Consider the following 14,065-nt stretch of genomic DNA (forward strand, 5'->3'; position numbering starts at 1 on the left):
TCGCATCCTTATCCTTGCGTTATGCCGGTTTACACCGGCACGCCGCTGTGGAAGCGAAACTCGTTGTCCGGTGTCGAGATAAGTGTGGCTTCAATTTCGCCAAAATGCTGTATGCGCGGTGAGATATCGTCGTCGCTTACCTGCTGGGCCAGCGTCAGGTAGTCCTGGTAGTGGCGCGCTTCCGAGCGCAGCAGCGAGAGATAGAACTTCTGCAAGTCGTCGTCGAGGAACGGGGCCAGCGCGGCGAAGCGTTCGCAGGATCGGGCTTCGATGTAGGCGCCGCAGATGAGCTTGTCGATAAGCGTCAGCGGTTCGTGAGTGCGCACTTCCTTCAGCATCCCTTTGGCGTAGCGGCTGGCGGTGATTTTGACGTACGGGATGTCGCGGGCCAGCATCGCCTCGCGCACCTGCCAGAAGTGGTGCAGCTCCTCTTTAATCAACAGCACCATGCTGTCGATGAGCGCCTGGCCCCACGGGTCGTCGGTTTTGGGCATTACGCTTTTGCCAATCTGCCTGTGCAGGGCGATGAAGTCCGGCTCCGGGCCGTCGCGGAAGGTGAACTGTTCGTAGGGTTTGAGCCACTCGAGCAACGCGTCGGCACCGCTTTCGTCGGCGACGTATTTACGCACGAGTAATAGCGCGGTCTGGGCGGCCTTGAGCTCGCACACCATATGGTCGGTGAGCAGCAGCGGCAGGTTCGACGGGTCTCGGGCTTTATCAATCCATGCTTGCGGGGTCGGGCACTGGAGGAAGTTGAGTACGGGGGCGAGTATCTGCGGGTAATCCATGGTTCTGCCTTGAAAAAAGCGGTGGCGCGCGCCACCGCCTGAATCACTTAGTGACGCACGCCGTCGTCGTCTTCGTCGACGTAATCTTCGTCGTCGCCTTCTTCGCCGTCTTCACCGTTTGGATCTTCGAAGTAGGTTCCCCAGCCGTCGTACTCCACTTCAAACTTCTCGGCCAGGTTCATCAGCTGTTCTACCTGCGCGTCGATCAGCTCCGCCTTCAGCGCGCCTTCGCTCAGGATGTCGCAGCAGATGACGGTGTCGCCCTCTTCCACTTCCAGCTCTTCCGGCTCGGTCACTTCGTAACCCAGCTTGAAGGCTTCCACGGCCATTTTTTCCAGCGCGTCGAAATCATCCGCAGAGAAATGGTGCTCGATGGTGTACAGCGCGTCCGGATCGCTACCGTCTTCCAGCAGTTCTTCAATAATCAGACGCGTCTCTTCGCGTTGCTCTTCCAGTAATTCCGGGTTTGCCATGGCTCAATCCTCTTTAAAGTGCGGCAGATACTTCTATTTTCACACACGGATGGGTTTGCCTCCACCTTTGTTGGAAAGATTTGTGAAACGGGGTTGCAAATGAATAATTACACATATAAAGTGAATTTTAATTCAATAAGTGGCGTTCGCCATGTGAGGATAAAATGTCTGATCTGTACAAGAAACACTTTCTGAAATTGCTCGACTTTACCCCTGCACAGTTCACTTCTCTGCTGACCCTTGCCGCACAGCTCAAGGCCGATAAAAAAAAGGGTAAGGAAGTACAGAAACTTACCGGTAAAAATATCGCGCTCATCTTCGAAAAAGACTCGACCCGTACCCGTTGCTCTTTCGAAGTTGCCGCATTTGACCAGGGCGCACGCGTCACCTATTTAGGGCCGAGCGGCAGCCAGATTGGGCATAAAGAGTCAATTAAGGACACCGCGCGCGTGCTCGGGCGGATGTACGACGGCATTCAGTATCGCGGCCACGGCCAGGAAGTCGTCGAAACGCTGGCGCAGTATGCGGGCGTGCCGGTGTGGAACGGGCTGACCAACGAGTTCCACCCGACCCAGCTGCTGGCGGACCTGCTGACCATGCAGGAGCACCTGCCGGGCAAGGCGTTTAACGAGATGACGCTGGTCTACGCGGGCGACGCGCGCAACAACATGGGCAACTCGATGCTGGAAGCGGCGGCGCTGACCGGGCTGGATCTGCGCCTGGTGGCCCCGAAAGCCTGCTGGCCGGAAGAGAGCCTGGTGGCGGAGTGCAGCGCGCTGGCGGAGAAGCACGGCGGCAAAATCACCCTGACGGAAGACGTGGCGGCGGGCGTGAAGGGCGCGGACTTTATCTATACCGACGTCTGGGTGTCGATGGGCGAAGCCAAAGAGAAGTGGGCGGAGCGGATTGCGCTGCTGCGCGGGTACCAGGTGAACGCGCAAATGATGGCGCTCACCGGCAACCCGAACGTGAAGTTCCTGCACTGTCTGCCCGCGTTCCATGACGACCAGACCACGCTCGGCAAGCAGATGGCGAAGGAGTTCGACCTGCACGGCGGGATGGAGGTGACGGACGAGGTGTTTGAGTCGGCGGCGAGCATTGTGTTTGACCAGGCGGAAAACCGGATGCATACGATTAAAGCGGTGATGGTGGCGACGCTTGGGGAGTGATTGGGTCCTCTGCGCGCTGGTGCCCTCACCCCGGCCCTCTCCCACAGGGAGAGGGAGAAAACCCTAAAAACGACAATAGCGTTATGGCCTGGCAGAAAAATATTTTTACTGCCGCTTTCTCAGATAGGCATTAACCATAATAGATATTTATATTTTTATTAACCATTATTTACTGAGTAGATAATGGTTAATATCAGGCCATTATCAATTACAAAATACCGTATATTATCGGCGTAATATTTCCTTATTGCTGCATTTCGTTAATAAGGATTATTTATGTCATGGAATAAGCATGAAGCTGTGTCATACGCCCGTAGCCACGCACTAACCCATACTGGACACTATTGCGCTCGCGCAATCGCCGCCGCCATTCGAGCCGGAGGGCTTAAAATCGAAGGGGCAAACGCTAAGGATTTCTGGCGTTCTCTTGAAAAAGCAGGGTTCACAAAAGTCTATGGCACTCCCATAGAGGGGGATATCGCGGTGATTGATGCCTTGCCCGGCCCGAATCAGTACGGGCATGTCTGTATTTACGATGGCGCTGGAACCTGGTATTCAGATTTTAAACAGAGAACAATGTACCCGGGGCCAACGTATCGCCAACTCCAGCCAGCCGTCACCTTATACAGGCATTATTAATATGAATAAGCTCATCTTAATTGTATTATTCAGCACAGCAGCATTGGGGGCCGAAGATTTTCAGGTACCGATGCAGCGCGCCCTTGAATTCAATCGCTGGTACGTCAAACAGGTGAACAACGATCATTATCCTATCCAGGAGGGAAATGAAATCGATAAGTTCGTTACGGCCAGTACCATGAAAAAATTACGTCATGCAGACGATCCCCGTTATGCCGATGCTGAATTTTACGAGGCTGATTTTTTTATGAAATCGCAGTATATCGGCGAGGACTGGGCTGAGAATGTGGCTATTGATTCGTATGATTCAGACCCGGTCTGTGTAAACGTGAATATCACGTTCGGCAAAAAGACCCAGCACACAGTTATTGATTGCATGGTTAAAGAAGATGGGATCTGGAAAATTCAGTCTGTCGCTGCACGGGATAATAATTGATTCCCCCGCTAACAATAATGTAGCCGGGTGGCGCTGCGCTTACCCGGCCTACAAAACCCGTAGGCCCGTGCAAGCGTAGCGCCGCCGGGCAAATCAGGCGACGATGCGGCCTGATGCCCTTTCTCCCACAACCCGCTCTACTCAATTGATTTTTCACCCCGAAAAAGGTACGTTTTCGCCTTCATTCCAGCGTGGACATGCCAGCATTATGCCGATTATTCAGTCTGTTGAACGTGCGTTGCAGATCCTCGACCTGTTCAACGAGCAGGCCACCGAGCTTAAGATCACCGACATCAGCAAACTGATGGGGCTGAGCAAGAGTACCCTCCACTCGCTGCTGAAAACCCTCCAGCTTCACGGCTATATCGATCAGAATCCGGAAAACGGCAAATATCGCCTTGGCATGAAGCTGGTCGAGCGCGGCCATTTTGTCGTGGGCTCCATCGATATTCGCCAGAAGGCGAAAGGCTGGCTGACGGAGCTGTCCCAGCGTACCGGGCAGACCACCCATCTGGGGATCCTGGACGGGCGTGAAGGGGTCTATATCGAGAAGATTGAAGGCAAGCTCGCCGCCATCGCCTATTCGCGCATCGGCCGCCGCCTGCCGGTTCACGCCACCGCCATCGGCAAGGTGTTGATTGCCTGGCTGGGCGAGGCCGAGCTGAACGCCCTGCTGGAGGGCTATCAGTACACCACCTTTACGCCCGCTACTCTCTCCTCTCGCGAAGCCTTAATGAGCGCCCTGGCGCAGACCCGCGAGCAGGGCTATGCCCTGGACAGCGAAGAGAACGAGCAGGGCGTGCGCTGCGTGGCGGTACCGGTGTGGAACCACGAATCCCGCGTGATTGCCGCCCTGAGCCTGTCGACGCTCACCTCCCGCGTGGATGACGCCGAGCTGGCCCGCTTCCGCGAGGAGCTTCAGCAGGCCGGGCTCGAGCTGTCACGCGCGCTGGGCTATACCGGCTCGTAGGTGAAGTAGTCGAAGTCCGCGTGACAGCCGTCGCCGCTGATGTCCTCGCAGTGCAGCCCCACAAACGCGCCGGTAAAGAAGCCGCGCCCTCCGATGTAGTCATCCGACAGCTTCCACGCTTCATAGGTCACCGGCACGGCGTGCCACGTCTCGCCGTCGAACGAGTAGCTGTAGCGGTAGACCAGCGTATCCACGTCTACCCGCAGCCAGACGCTCTCCGCATGTTCCGGCACCGGAATGGGCTGCTCGTGCAGCGGCCACGACGGCACGTTATGGTCGAGCTGGATCACCTTGATGGTTCTCCCCTGCCCCTCCTCGTAATCCATAAAGCAGTAGCTCCAGTTTTTGCTGTTGTAGTAGCAGGTCAGCCCCGCGCTCTGCTGGAAGTGGACCGGCGAGAACTGCATCCGCGTCTCGGCCCGGAAGGTGAAGTGCTGCCAGCGGCGCGCCACGGTCGACTGGGTAAAGGTCGAGTTGAGCGAGTCGTTGCCGTAGAGCCGTAAGTAGCCCGGGCGCGCGGTGAGCGAGCCAAGGGTGTCATCGAACGGAATGCGCAGGGTCTGCAACTCCGGGTCAAGCGTACTGCCGTCGAAATCATCCCGCCAGTTACCCTGAGCGGCTGCGGGCTGCTCCGCCACCTGTGGGCCGGGCACGGTCAGCTGCGCGTGTTTGCCGCCTTCCACGTACGGCCAGCCGTCGCGCCACGCAATGCGGGCGATGCCGGTCTCGCGCCCCAGCGGGCAGTAGCCGCGCCCGCCGGAGGCCAGCAGCGGCACGCCGGGCAGACGCAGCGGGCGGCTGGTGAGGTAGGCCATATACCATTCTCCCGTATGGGTTTGCAGCAGCGAGCCGTGGCCGCTCTTTTGCAGCGGGTTCTCCGGCAGGTGCCAGCTGGTCATCATCGTTACGTCCGGGTGCAGCTCGTACGGCCCGTCGATATTTTTGGAACGCAGCACCACGACGGCGTGCTCGTAGCTGGTGCCGCCCTCGGCAACCATCAGGTAGTACCAGCCCGCGTGGTGATAAAGATGCGCCCCTTCGGTGTAGCAGAGCGGCGTGCCGGTAAACAGCGTTTTGCGCTCGGGCGAGAGCGTGCCGGTCTGCGGGTCAAACTCCTGCATCACAATGGTGTTGTGCGGGTTGCTGTGGTGTCGCGGCCCCCACGGACGGTAGAGGTAGTATTTACGCCCATCGTCGTCGTGGAACAGGGACGGATCGAACCCACCGTTGCCCATCGGGATCGGCTCGCTCCACGGCCCCTCAATGGACGGCGCGGTGACGAGGAAGTTGCGGCCGTTTTTCCACGGCGAGTCGACAATCTTCACGTCGGTATAGAGCAGCCAGAACTTGCCGTCGGCGTAGCTCAGGCAAGGCGCCCAGATGCCGCCGGAGTCTGGGTTGCCCTTCATGTCCAGCATCGACACGCGGTCCAGCGGCGTGCTGACCAGCGACCAGTTTTTCAGGTCGCGGGAGTGGTAGATGCGCACGCCCGGGAACCACTCGAAGGTCGAGGTGGCTATGTAGTAGTCCTCGCCCTGACGGCAGAGGGACGGGTCCGGGTTGAAGCCGGTCAGGATCGGGTTAGTAATTTCCATGTTGCCTCCGGTTAATGGGATGCGGCTGTCGCGGCGTCGGGTACGGCCTCGCCCTGCGCCGCGCGGTGTTTGATCAGCTGCTGGCTGATGGCCTCCACGCGGTCGTCGTTGAGCTTGTAGAACGACAGCATGATGAACATGCCCGCGTAGAGCACCACCGGCACCACGCAGAACAGAATTTTGATGGTGGTGAGCACCTCAACCGGCTGCACGCTGCTGCTGGCGGAGTAGTTCACCCAGGCCAGGATCCAACCCACCACCGCCCCGCCAATCGCCAGGCCAATCTTCAGGCTGAACAGGTAGGTGGAGAACACCAGCCCGTCGAGGCGGCGCCCGCTTCGGCTCTCCTCGTAGTCCACCACGTCGGAGGCCATCAGCCACTGTAGCGGCGTGGTGGTGTTAAAGACGAACAGGAACAGGATGTTGAGGGCGAAAATCAGGGCAATATGCTCTGCTGGCGTAAAGAAAATCAGCAGGCTGATGAGCGAGTAGGCGACGATGATCCACTTGAAGGCGGTGACGCGGTCGAAGCGCCCCAGCAGGCGTGAGGAGCAGAGCGAGCCGAACATGGTGGCGAGGCTGCCGTAGAGTAAAAACTGGGTCGCCATCTCCGGATGATCCATCACGTATTTCACGAAGTAGAGCGTCGCCCCGCCGCGCACCACGTTGGAGCAGGTCGCCATCATCTTGAACGCGCACATGATGCGCCACTGGCCGTTGCCCAGCAGCAGCCTGAGATCTTTCGCCACCGACGAGCCCGGCTGCACCTCAAAGGTGTAGCGCTCTTTGGTGGTGAAGAAGCAGACGTAGAGCAGCACCACGCCGGTCAGCCCCAGCACGCACATGGCGCCGAAATAGCCCACCTGCTCATCCCCCTTGCCGATGATGCTGACCAGCGGCAGCGCGATGCCGCTGATGGCGAGCGAGCCCGCCGCGGCGAGGAAGAAACGCCAGGACTGAAGGGCGTGGCGCTCTTTCGGGTCGGCGGTGATGACGCCGGGCATGGCGCAGTAGGGCACGTTAACGAAGGTGTAGACCAGGGTCAGGAGAATGTAGGTCGCGCAGGCGTAGATGATTTTGCCCTGCGTGGAGAAGTCCGGCGTGTAGAAGGTCAGCATGCAGACGATGCCAAACGGGATGGCGCCCCACAGCAGGAACGGGCGGAACTGGCCGTGCCGCGTGCGGGTGCGGTCTACCAGCAGCCCCATCAGCGGGTCGGTCACGGCATCGAGCACGCGGGAGACTAAAAACAGCGTGCCCATAATGCCCGCAGAGAGACCAAACACGTCGGTGTAGAAATAGGCCAGCAGGAACATCGTGGCCTGCCAGACAAAGCCGCAGGCGGTGTCACCCAGCCCGTAGCCAATTTTGTCTTTCATGGTTAATTGCGTCATCAGAATTACACCCTTATTTAGTGTGCTGAATTACAACATCGTGTTAATGGAGTGTAATGAGCTGTTCAATTAACCAGCAATGGTCATATCTTATTTCTGAATTACGTTATTTTGCTTTTGTGACGCCAACGATATATCGCAACGTATTGTTTAAATTAACAAATCACAGATACGTAAAAGCCGCCCACGGAATATATTCCGTAGACGACAATCGCGTGAGAAATAATTAAATGCCGAGCGCTTTTTTACCGGCGTTAATTACCTCAATAATTTTATCGGTGTCATAAATACAGCCTTTCCAGGTGCCGCCGCTTACGGACTGCAATGCCGCCCACAGCCGGGTATCGTCCGGCAAAAAGTCGTGGGCGTGCAGGTCCGGGTGCGTCTGCCGCAGCGCCAGCTCGCGCGCGCCCTCCTCCGGCGTCAGCGGGTTGTCCGCCGTGCCGATAAAGTTCACGCTGCCCGTAAGGGTCAGTCGGTCCACGGCAATCTCGATGATGTCGTTGTCGCGCAGCTTGCCAATCGGTCCCCCCGCCAGCGCCTCCGGCGACACGTGGCCGAAGCAGGCGCCCGTCGACACGCCCGAGAAGCGCGCATCGGTGATTAACGACACCGTCTTGCCCCAGGAGATATGCTTCAGCGCGGAAGTGAGCTGGTAGGTCTCTTCCATGCCGGTGCCGGACGGCCCGCCGCCGATCACCACCATGATATCGCCCTGCGCAATCTCTTCCCGCTTGATGGCCTTGATCGCCTGCGCTTCCGAGACAAACACCCGCACCCGGCCGGTGTGGCGGTAAACGCCATCGTCACCCACCACCGACGGGTCGATCGCCGTGGCCTTGATCACCGAACCTTCCGGCGCGATGTTGCCCGTCGGGAAGCAGACCGTCGAGGTCAGCCCTTTCGCTTTTGCTTTCTCCGGCGGCAGGATCACGTCATCCGGGTCCACGCCGTCCTGCTCGCGCAGGCACTGGCGGAAGCGCTTACGGCGCTCGGACGTCTGCCACCAGTCGAGGTTCTCGCCCACCGTCTGGCCGGTAACGGTCATGGCGTCCAGATGCAGCAGGCCGAGATCGCGCAGGTGGAGCATCACTTCCGGCACGCCGCCTGCGAGGAACGCGCGCACGGTCGGGTGGTAGTCCGGGCCGTTGGGCAGCACGCTCACCAGGCGCGGCACCTTACGGTTGACGCGCGTCCAGTGCTCTACGTCCGGAATAGTGCAGCCCGCCGCGTGGGCGATGGCCGGGATGTGCAGCAGTAAGTTCGTGGAACCGCCGAACGCCGCGTGGATCACCATGGCGTTTTCGATGGCTTTATCGGTGAGGATATCGCGCGTGGTAATGCCGCGGTTATCCAGCTCGCTCACCGCCCGCGCCGACTGGCGGGCGATCTCCAGCCACACCGCCTGCCCGGACGGCGCCAGCGCGGAGTGCGGCAGCGCCAGCCCCAGCGCTTCCGCCACCACCTGCGAGGTGCCCGCCGTGCCGAGGAACTGGCAGCCACCGCCCGGCGACGCGCAGGCGCGACAGCCGAGCTCGGCGGCCTCCTGCAATGAGAGCTCGTGGTTGGCAAAGCGCGCGCCGATGGTCTGCACCTTGCCTGCGTCTTCCCCCACGGTTGGCGGCAGCGTCGCCCCGCCCGGCACCAGAATGGTCGGCAGGTCGTGCATGGAGGCCAGCGCGATCATGGTTGCGGGTAGCCCTTTATCGCAGGTGGCGACGCCGATCACCGCCCGGCGCGTGGGCAGGGAGCGGATCAGACGGCGAAACACGATCGCCGCGTCGTTGCGGTACGGCAGAGAGTCGAACATGCCGTGCGTGCCCTGCGAGCGCCCGTCGCACGGATCGCTGACGAAGGCCGCAAACGGGATCCCGCCGTTGCGGGTGATCTCCTTCGCCGCCGCCTGCATCTGCATGCCGATTTCCCAGTGCCCGGTGTGGTAGCCCAGCGCAACCGGGCGTCCGTCCCCGGCGCGAATACCGCCCTGGGTACCGATAATCAGCACCTCTTTGCCGGTCAGCTTGTTGGCGTCCCAGCCCATCCCGGCGTTCTGCGTCATGCCGAACAGGTTGCCGCTTGGGGATTCCATCAGCATCTGCGGGGTCAGCGGCAGCGCGCCCTGCGGCCCCGCCGCGTGGGTGATCACCGCATAAAACGCATCGTCCTGTGGGGTGAAAATTTTCTCAATGGTCATCGTTATCGTCCGGCTCAGCAGAGCTTGAGCTGTTGCAGCAGGGTTTTCAGCTGCGCCTTACGCGGCTCGTCCAGCGGCGTGGCGGGCGGCAGCACGTGCGTGGAGACAGGACGACCACAAAGCACGATCGCCTCTTTAATGACGTTCACAAACGGCGTATCCAGCTGATACATCTGCGGGATTTGCAGCAGGGTCTGATGATACTCAGCCGCTTTCGCCACGTCTTTATCCCGCCAGGCTTTCAGAAGATCCACCGACACCTGCGGGGCAAAGTTGCCGCTGGCCGAAATCGCCCCGTCGCCGCCGAGCAGCAGGGTATTAAACAGATGATCGTCGTAGCCGCACAGCACGGTGAAGTGCGGATGAGCGGCTTTAACGGTGAGGATCATGCTGCGCAGGTGGGCGACGGAGTCTATGGTGTCTTTGATGCCGATAATATTGCTGCGCGAATCGGCCAGGGTTTTCACCAGCGCCGGAGTCAGATCCTGCCCGGTCAGCGCCGGGAAGTTATAGAGCATCACCGGCAGCGTGACGCTGTCGGCCACCTGCTCGAAATAGCGGATCAGGTTCACTTCCGACACCTTCCAGTAGTAGGGGTTGATCACCACGATGCCGTCCGCGCCCGCCTGCTGCGCGTGCTGGCTGAGTTCAATGGTTTCCCGGGCGTTGGTGCCGCCGGTGCCGATCAGCACCGGCACACGACGATCGACATGATCGATAGCAAAGCGGGCAATGGTCTTACGCTCTTCGGCGCTGAGCTGGGAGAACTCGCCGCCGCTGCCCAGGAAGAACAGGCCGTCAACGCCCGCTTTGATGAGATCGTCGATCAGCGCGGCGGTGCCCTGCTCATCAAGCTGGCCGTCGGCGGTAAAAATGGTGGAGACAGGGGGAATGATTCCCGTGAACAACGCGGACTGCGGCATGAGATCTCCTTGTTGAATCATTTTGTTCTACATTATAGAACAGCGTTCATTAATTTAACGATCATACTATGACGCAGAAAAAGGGGAGGTAAATGGGAGATGAGGAGGAAGTGCGGGAAGTTTAAGCTGGATCACATTATGCGTGGGTGCGGTCTGGTGCCCCAGCCCTCTCCCTGTGGGAGAGGGCTGGGGTGAGGGGAAATTACTCCACCAGCATTTTAACAACCACTTTTCTGACCTTAGCAGGCTCCCCCACCGCGCACAGCGGCTTATGCACTTCACCCGGCCAGAACACCACAAAATCCCCTTCGCTCAGCACCACGGTTTTCTCCTGCTCACCTTCCGGCAGGAACGCGATGTCTTTATCCGCCAGCCAGTCGGTGTCCGGCGTGCCGTGCGGCAGGGTGCTGAACGTCATCCCTTCCTGGCCCTTCAGCACAATCTGGATATCCAGATAGCGCGCGTGGTACTCGGCGCGGCGCTCGGCGAACGGCTGGGTCATGTCTTCTGACACCAGATAAAACAGGCTGTTGCCGTTGATGTCATGCTTGCCGAGCGGCGTGGCGTCGGTGACGTGGGCTTTAACGTGCTCAATGGCCTGGCGCAGCGCGTCAGGCAGCCAGGACTGCAGATGGTGGATGTTGCCGATAATCATGGGAAACCTCTCGATGTAAAACAACGTTTCATTTTTGTCTTTTATACGAGAGTTAAGCCTGCCATACCAGCCCTTTTTCGACGAGGCTTGCGCGAGCGCATGTTTATTGGGAAAGGTGTTAACCCGCTGTTAATCCTGCCCAGGCAATTATGCAGCGGTTATGCATAACCTCATTTCGCGCGCGCTAAGGTTCTCACATAACCCACTGAAATAAAGAACATAATAACAAAACCCGCTGCCGTATCACATTTTACGACTTTGATAATTTCCGTTATAAGCCAATAATTATTTATGGATTTTCCTTAAGTCAAAAATAGTTAATTGTCATTATTGCATAGCCATTCTTTCAATTTCATTTAATCGTTTAAAATCAAATGCATAACCAATAATTACAAAATGTGTAATTCTACAAAATAATAACAACCTCAAATAATGCCACCGGATCCTGCTTAGCTATTCAACTCCCAATAATATGAAATTAATCATTATCTGATGCGAATCATGCAAATGAAAACAAACTCATTAATATCCATTTTCGCGTGAGCAATATCACATTACGGATTATTTAACTGCCTAGTATAAATCACGAAATCAATTGAGCTTAGCCGCCATGTAATTAAACACACCACATGGCGCATGCCCTTTTTATTCTGAAAAACAGTTAAAGGAATAATTATGGAAAAGCATTACGTCGGTTCTGAAATTGGTCAATTGCGTAGCGTTATGCTGCACCGCCCTAATTTAAGTCTGAAGCGGTTAACGCCCTCAAACTGTCAGGAGCTGTTATTTGATGATGTACTGTCGGTTGAACGGGCGGGTGAGGAGCATGACATCTTCGCAAACACGCTGCGCGAGCATGGTGTGGAAGTCCTGCTGTTGACCGACCTGCTCACGCAAACCCTTGATATCGCAGAAGCGAAAGCCTGGCTTCTTGAAACACAAATTTCCGACTATCGCCTCGGGCCAACCTTTGCCGGCGACGTGCGCGGCTGGCTGGCGGATATGCCGCACCGCGAACTGGCGCGGCGATTAAGCGGGGGATTAACCTACGGCGAAATTCCGGCAGCCATTAAAAATATGGTAGTGGATACCCACACGGCGAATGATTTTATTATGAAGCCGCTGCCGAACCATTTATTTACCCGCGATACCTCCTGCTGGATTTATAACGGCGTGTCCATTAACCCGATGGCGAAACCCGCCCGCCAGCGTGAAACCAATAATCTGCGCGCGATATATCGCTGGCACCCGGCATTTGCCGACGGCGATTTTATTAAGTATTTCGGCGACGAGAATATTAATTACGACCACGCCACCTTAGAAGGCGGTGACGTACTGGTGATTGGCCGCGGCGCGGTATTGATCGGCATGTCCGAGCGCACGACGCCGCAGGGCGTGGAGTTCCTCGCCAACAGCCTGTTTAAACACCGTCAGGCCGAACGCGTAATCGCCGTTGAGCTGCCTAAACATCGCTCCTGCATGCACCTCGACACGGTGATGACCCACATCGACGTGGATACCTTCTCCGTCTATCCGGAAGTGGTGCGTAAAGACGCCCAGTGCTGGACGCTCACGCCGGACGGACGCGGCGGCCTGCTGCGCACTCAGGAAACCGACCTGCTGCACGCCATCGAAAAAGCCCTCGGCATTAACCAGGTCCGCCTGATCACCACCGGCGGCGACGCCTTTGAAGCGGAACGCGAGCAGTGGAACGACGCCAACAACGTTCTGACCATCCGCCCGGGCGTGGTGATTGGCTACGAGCGTAACGTCTGGACCAACGAGAAGTACGACAAAGCGGGCATTACCGTGCTGCCGATCCCCGGCGACGAGCTGGGACGCGGTCGCGGCGGCGCGCGCTGCATGAGCTGCCCACTGGAACGCGACGGAATTTAAGGAGCCATCATGGAACGAAAACCCACTCTGGTTGTGGCCCTTGGCGGCAACGCGCTGCTCAAGCGCGGCGAGCCGCTGGAAGCGGATATCCAGCGCCAGAACATTGAGCAGGCCGCCCGTACCATCGCCGGGCTGACGGCGCAGTGGCGCGTGGTGCTGGTGCACGGCAACGGGCCGCAGGTCGGGCTGCTGGCATTGCAGAACAGCGCCTACGACAAAGTGACGCCCTACCCGCTGGACGTTCTCGGCGCGGAAAGCCAGGGGATGATCGGCTACATGCTCCAGCAGGCGCTGAAAAACAATCTGCCTCAGCGCGAGGTGAGCGTCCTGCTCACCCAGGTGGAAGTGGACGCCGCCGATCCGGCGTTCAGCAACCCGACCAAGTACATCGGCCCGGTGTACAGCGAAGCGCAGGCGAAAGCGCTGGCCGCAGAAAAAGGCTGGACGTTCAGGGCCGACGGCACCTATTTCCGCCGCGTGGTGCCCTCTCCGCAGCCGAAGCGCATCGTGGAGAGCGATGCCATTACGGCGCTGATCCAGCGTGACCACCTGGTCATCTGCAACGGCGGCGGCGGCGTGCCGGTAGTGGAGAACGCCAACGGCTATCGCGGCGTTGAGGCGGTGATCGACAAAGACCTCTCCGCTGCCCTGCTGGCGCGCCAGATCGAGGCCGATGCCCTGCTGATCCTCACCGATGCCGACGCGGTGTACCTCGACTGGGGCAAGCCGACCCAGCGCCCGCTGGCACAGGTGACGCCGGAACTGCTTAAAGGCATGACGTTCGACGCCGGATCGATGGGGCCGAAAGTGGCCGCCTGCCGCGAATTTGTTGAGGCCTGCAACGGCATTGCCGGGATCGGCGCGCTGGCCGACGGCGCGGAGATTTTGGCGGGCGAGAAAGGCACGCTGATTCGTAACTGATCACTCATTTTA

The 14,065-nt window shown here is 58.5% G+C and carries 14 protein-coding genes; 7 read left to right on the plus strand and 7 right to left on the minus strand.

Annotated features, from left to right (window positions below):
- Positions 1 to 29: 29 nt before the first annotated feature.
- Complete coding sequence (gene miaE, locus IM294_RS10695) at positions 30 to 788, minus strand: tRNA isopentenyl-2-thiomethyl-A-37 hydroxylase MiaE (RefSeq protein WP_126817946.1); 759 nt, start codon at positions 786 to 788, stop codon at positions 30 to 32.
- Positions 789 to 835: 47 nt separating this feature from the next.
- Entirely contained in the window at positions 836 to 1,261 is a 426-nt protein-coding gene (gene rraB / locus IM294_RS10700) for a ribonuclease E inhibitor RraB (protein WP_003862940.1), read from the minus strand.
- Positions 1,262 to 1,360: 99 nt separating this feature from the next.
- Between rraB and IM294_RS22095 the strand changes: the two genes are divergently transcribed.
- The 5 genes from IM294_RS22095 to xynR all read left to right on the plus strand — a co-directional run bounded on the left by IM294_RS22095 (position 1,361) and on the right by xynR (position 4,475).
- Positions 1,361 to 1,456 carry a hypothetical protein gene (locus tag IM294_RS22095; protein ID WP_213014347.1) on the plus strand — a complete coding sequence of 32 codons (96 nt, stop codon included), beginning with the start codon at positions 1,361 to 1,363 and terminating at the stop codon, positions 1,454 to 1,456.
- The gene (gene argF / locus IM294_RS10705; RefSeq protein ID WP_045339574.1) at positions 1,426 to 2,430 is read left to right on the plus strand and encodes an ornithine carbamoyltransferase; all 1,005 of its coding nucleotides are present in this window, start codon (positions 1,426 to 1,428) and stop codon (positions 2,428 to 2,430) included. Before IM294_RS22095 ends, argF begins: the two co-directional genes overlap by 31 nt.
- Positions 2,431 to 2,706: 276 nt before the next feature.
- Positions 2,707 to 3,069, plus strand: coding sequence for a hypothetical protein (locus tag IM294_RS10710; protein ID WP_008501376.1), 363 nt, complete (start codon positions 2,707 to 2,709; stop codon positions 3,067 to 3,069).
- Position 3,070: 1 nt separating this feature from the next.
- Entirely contained in the window at positions 3,071 to 3,505 is a 435-nt protein-coding gene (locus IM294_RS10715; RefSeq protein WP_047367015.1) for a DUF3828 domain-containing protein, read from the plus strand.
- 208 nt (positions 3,506 to 3,713) lie between these two features.
- Positions 3,714 to 4,475 carry a DNA-binding transcriptional repressor XynR gene (gene xynR, locus IM294_RS10720; protein ID WP_126817947.1) on the plus strand — a complete coding sequence of 254 codons (762 nt, stop codon included), beginning with the start codon at positions 3,714 to 3,716 and terminating at the stop codon, positions 4,473 to 4,475.
- Here xynR and IM294_RS10725 read toward each other — a convergent pair.
- The 5 genes from IM294_RS10725 to IM294_RS10745 all read right to left on the minus strand — a co-directional run bounded on the left by IM294_RS10725 (position 4,460) and on the right by IM294_RS10745 (position 11,236).
- Positions 4,460 to 6,070 carry a glycoside hydrolase family 43 protein gene (locus tag IM294_RS10725; RefSeq protein ID WP_126817948.1) on the minus strand — a complete coding sequence of 537 codons (1,611 nt, stop codon included), beginning with the start codon at positions 6,068 to 6,070 and terminating at the stop codon, positions 4,460 to 4,462. The genes xynR and IM294_RS10725 overlap by 16 nt on opposite strands.
- A gap of 11 nt (positions 6,071 to 6,081) precedes the next feature.
- Positions 6,082 to 7,464, minus strand: coding sequence for an MFS transporter (locus tag IM294_RS10730; RefSeq protein ID WP_126817949.1), 1,383 nt, complete (start codon positions 7,462 to 7,464; stop codon positions 6,082 to 6,084).
- 226 nt (positions 7,465 to 7,690) lie between these two features.
- Positions 7,691 to 9,658: a xylonate dehydratase YagF gene (yagF, locus tag IM294_RS10735; RefSeq protein ID WP_126817950.1), complete on the minus strand. Its 1,968-nt coding sequence runs from the start codon at positions 9,656 to 9,658 to the stop codon at positions 7,691 to 7,693.
- Between the two features lie 14 nt (positions 9,659 to 9,672).
- Positions 9,673 to 10,581 (minus strand): 2-keto-3-deoxygluconate aldolase, encoded by a 909-nt coding sequence (gene yagE / locus IM294_RS10740; protein WP_126817951.1) that lies wholly within the window; start codon positions 10,579 to 10,581, stop codon positions 9,673 to 9,675.
- 202 nt (positions 10,582 to 10,783) lie between these two features.
- Positions 10,784 to 11,236 (minus strand): YhcH/YjgK/YiaL family protein, encoded by a 453-nt coding sequence (locus IM294_RS10745; protein ID WP_028015322.1) that lies wholly within the window; start codon positions 11,234 to 11,236, stop codon positions 10,784 to 10,786.
- 675 nt (positions 11,237 to 11,911) lie between these two features.
- Here IM294_RS10745 and arcA point away from each other — a divergent pair.
- A complete protein-coding gene (gene arcA / locus IM294_RS10750; RefSeq protein ID WP_193360347.1) occupies positions 11,912 to 13,132 on the plus strand; it encodes an arginine deiminase in 1,221 nt (406 codons plus the stop codon).
- 9 nt (positions 13,133 to 13,141) lie between these two features.
- The gene (arcC, locus tag IM294_RS10755) at positions 13,142 to 14,053 is read left to right on the plus strand and encodes a carbamate kinase (protein WP_126817953.1); all 912 of its coding nucleotides are present in this window, start codon (positions 13,142 to 13,144) and stop codon (positions 14,051 to 14,053) included.
- Positions 14,054 to 14,065 lie beyond the last annotated feature (12 nt).

Origin of the sequence: Enterobacter cloacae complex sp. P43RS, from assembly GCF_014930585.1 — a bacterium.
In the GTDB taxonomy this organism is placed as follows: Bacteria; Pseudomonadota; Gammaproteobacteria; order Enterobacterales; family Enterobacteriaceae; genus Enterobacter; species Enterobacter bugandensis.

Excerpts from the sequence above, each read along its gene's own strand:
- rraB (WP_003862940.1), bottom strand. The coding sequence starts at position 1,261 with ATGGCAAACCCGGAATTACTGGAAGAGCAACGCGAAGAGACGCGTCTG.
- argF (WP_045339574.1), top strand. The coding sequence starts at position 1,426 with ATGTCTGATCTGTACAAGAAACACTTTCTGAAATTGCTCGACTTTACC.
- arcA (WP_193360347.1), top strand. The coding sequence starts at position 11,912 with ATGGAAAAGCATTACGTCGGTTCTGAAATTGGTCAATTGCGTAGCGTT.
- yagE (WP_126817951.1), bottom strand. The coding sequence starts at position 10,581 with ATGCCGCAGTCCGCGTTGTTCACGGGAATCATTCCCCCTGTCTCCACC.
- IM294_RS10730 (WP_126817949.1), bottom strand. The coding sequence starts at position 7,464 with ATGACGCAATTAACCATGAAAGACAAAATTGGCTACGGGCTGGGTGAC.
- IM294_RS22095 (WP_213014347.1), top strand. The coding sequence starts at position 1,361 with ATGAATAATTACACATATAAAGTGAATTTTAATTCAATAAGTGGCGTT.
- arcC (WP_126817953.1), top strand. The coding sequence starts at position 13,142 with ATGGAACGAAAACCCACTCTGGTTGTGGCCCTTGGCGGCAACGCGCTG.
- IM294_RS10715 (WP_047367015.1), top strand. The coding sequence starts at position 3,071 with ATGAATAAGCTCATCTTAATTGTATTATTCAGCACAGCAGCATTGGGG.
- xynR (WP_126817947.1), top strand. The coding sequence starts at position 3,714 with ATGCCGATTATTCAGTCTGTTGAACGTGCGTTGCAGATCCTCGACCTG.
- miaE (WP_126817946.1), bottom strand. The coding sequence starts at position 788 with ATGGATTACCCGCAGATACTCGCCCCCGTACTCAACTTCCTCCAGTGC.
- yagF (WP_126817950.1), bottom strand. The coding sequence starts at position 9,658 with ATGACCATTGAGAAAATTTTCACCCCACAGGACGATGCGTTTTATGCG.
- IM294_RS10745 (WP_028015322.1), bottom strand. The coding sequence starts at position 11,236 with ATGATTATCGGCAACATCCACCATCTGCAGTCCTGGCTGCCTGACGCG.
- IM294_RS10710 (WP_008501376.1), top strand. The coding sequence starts at position 2,707 with ATGTCATGGAATAAGCATGAAGCTGTGTCATACGCCCGTAGCCACGCA.
- IM294_RS10725 (WP_126817948.1), bottom strand. The coding sequence starts at position 6,070 with ATGGAAATTACTAACCCGATCCTGACCGGCTTCAACCCGGACCCGTCC.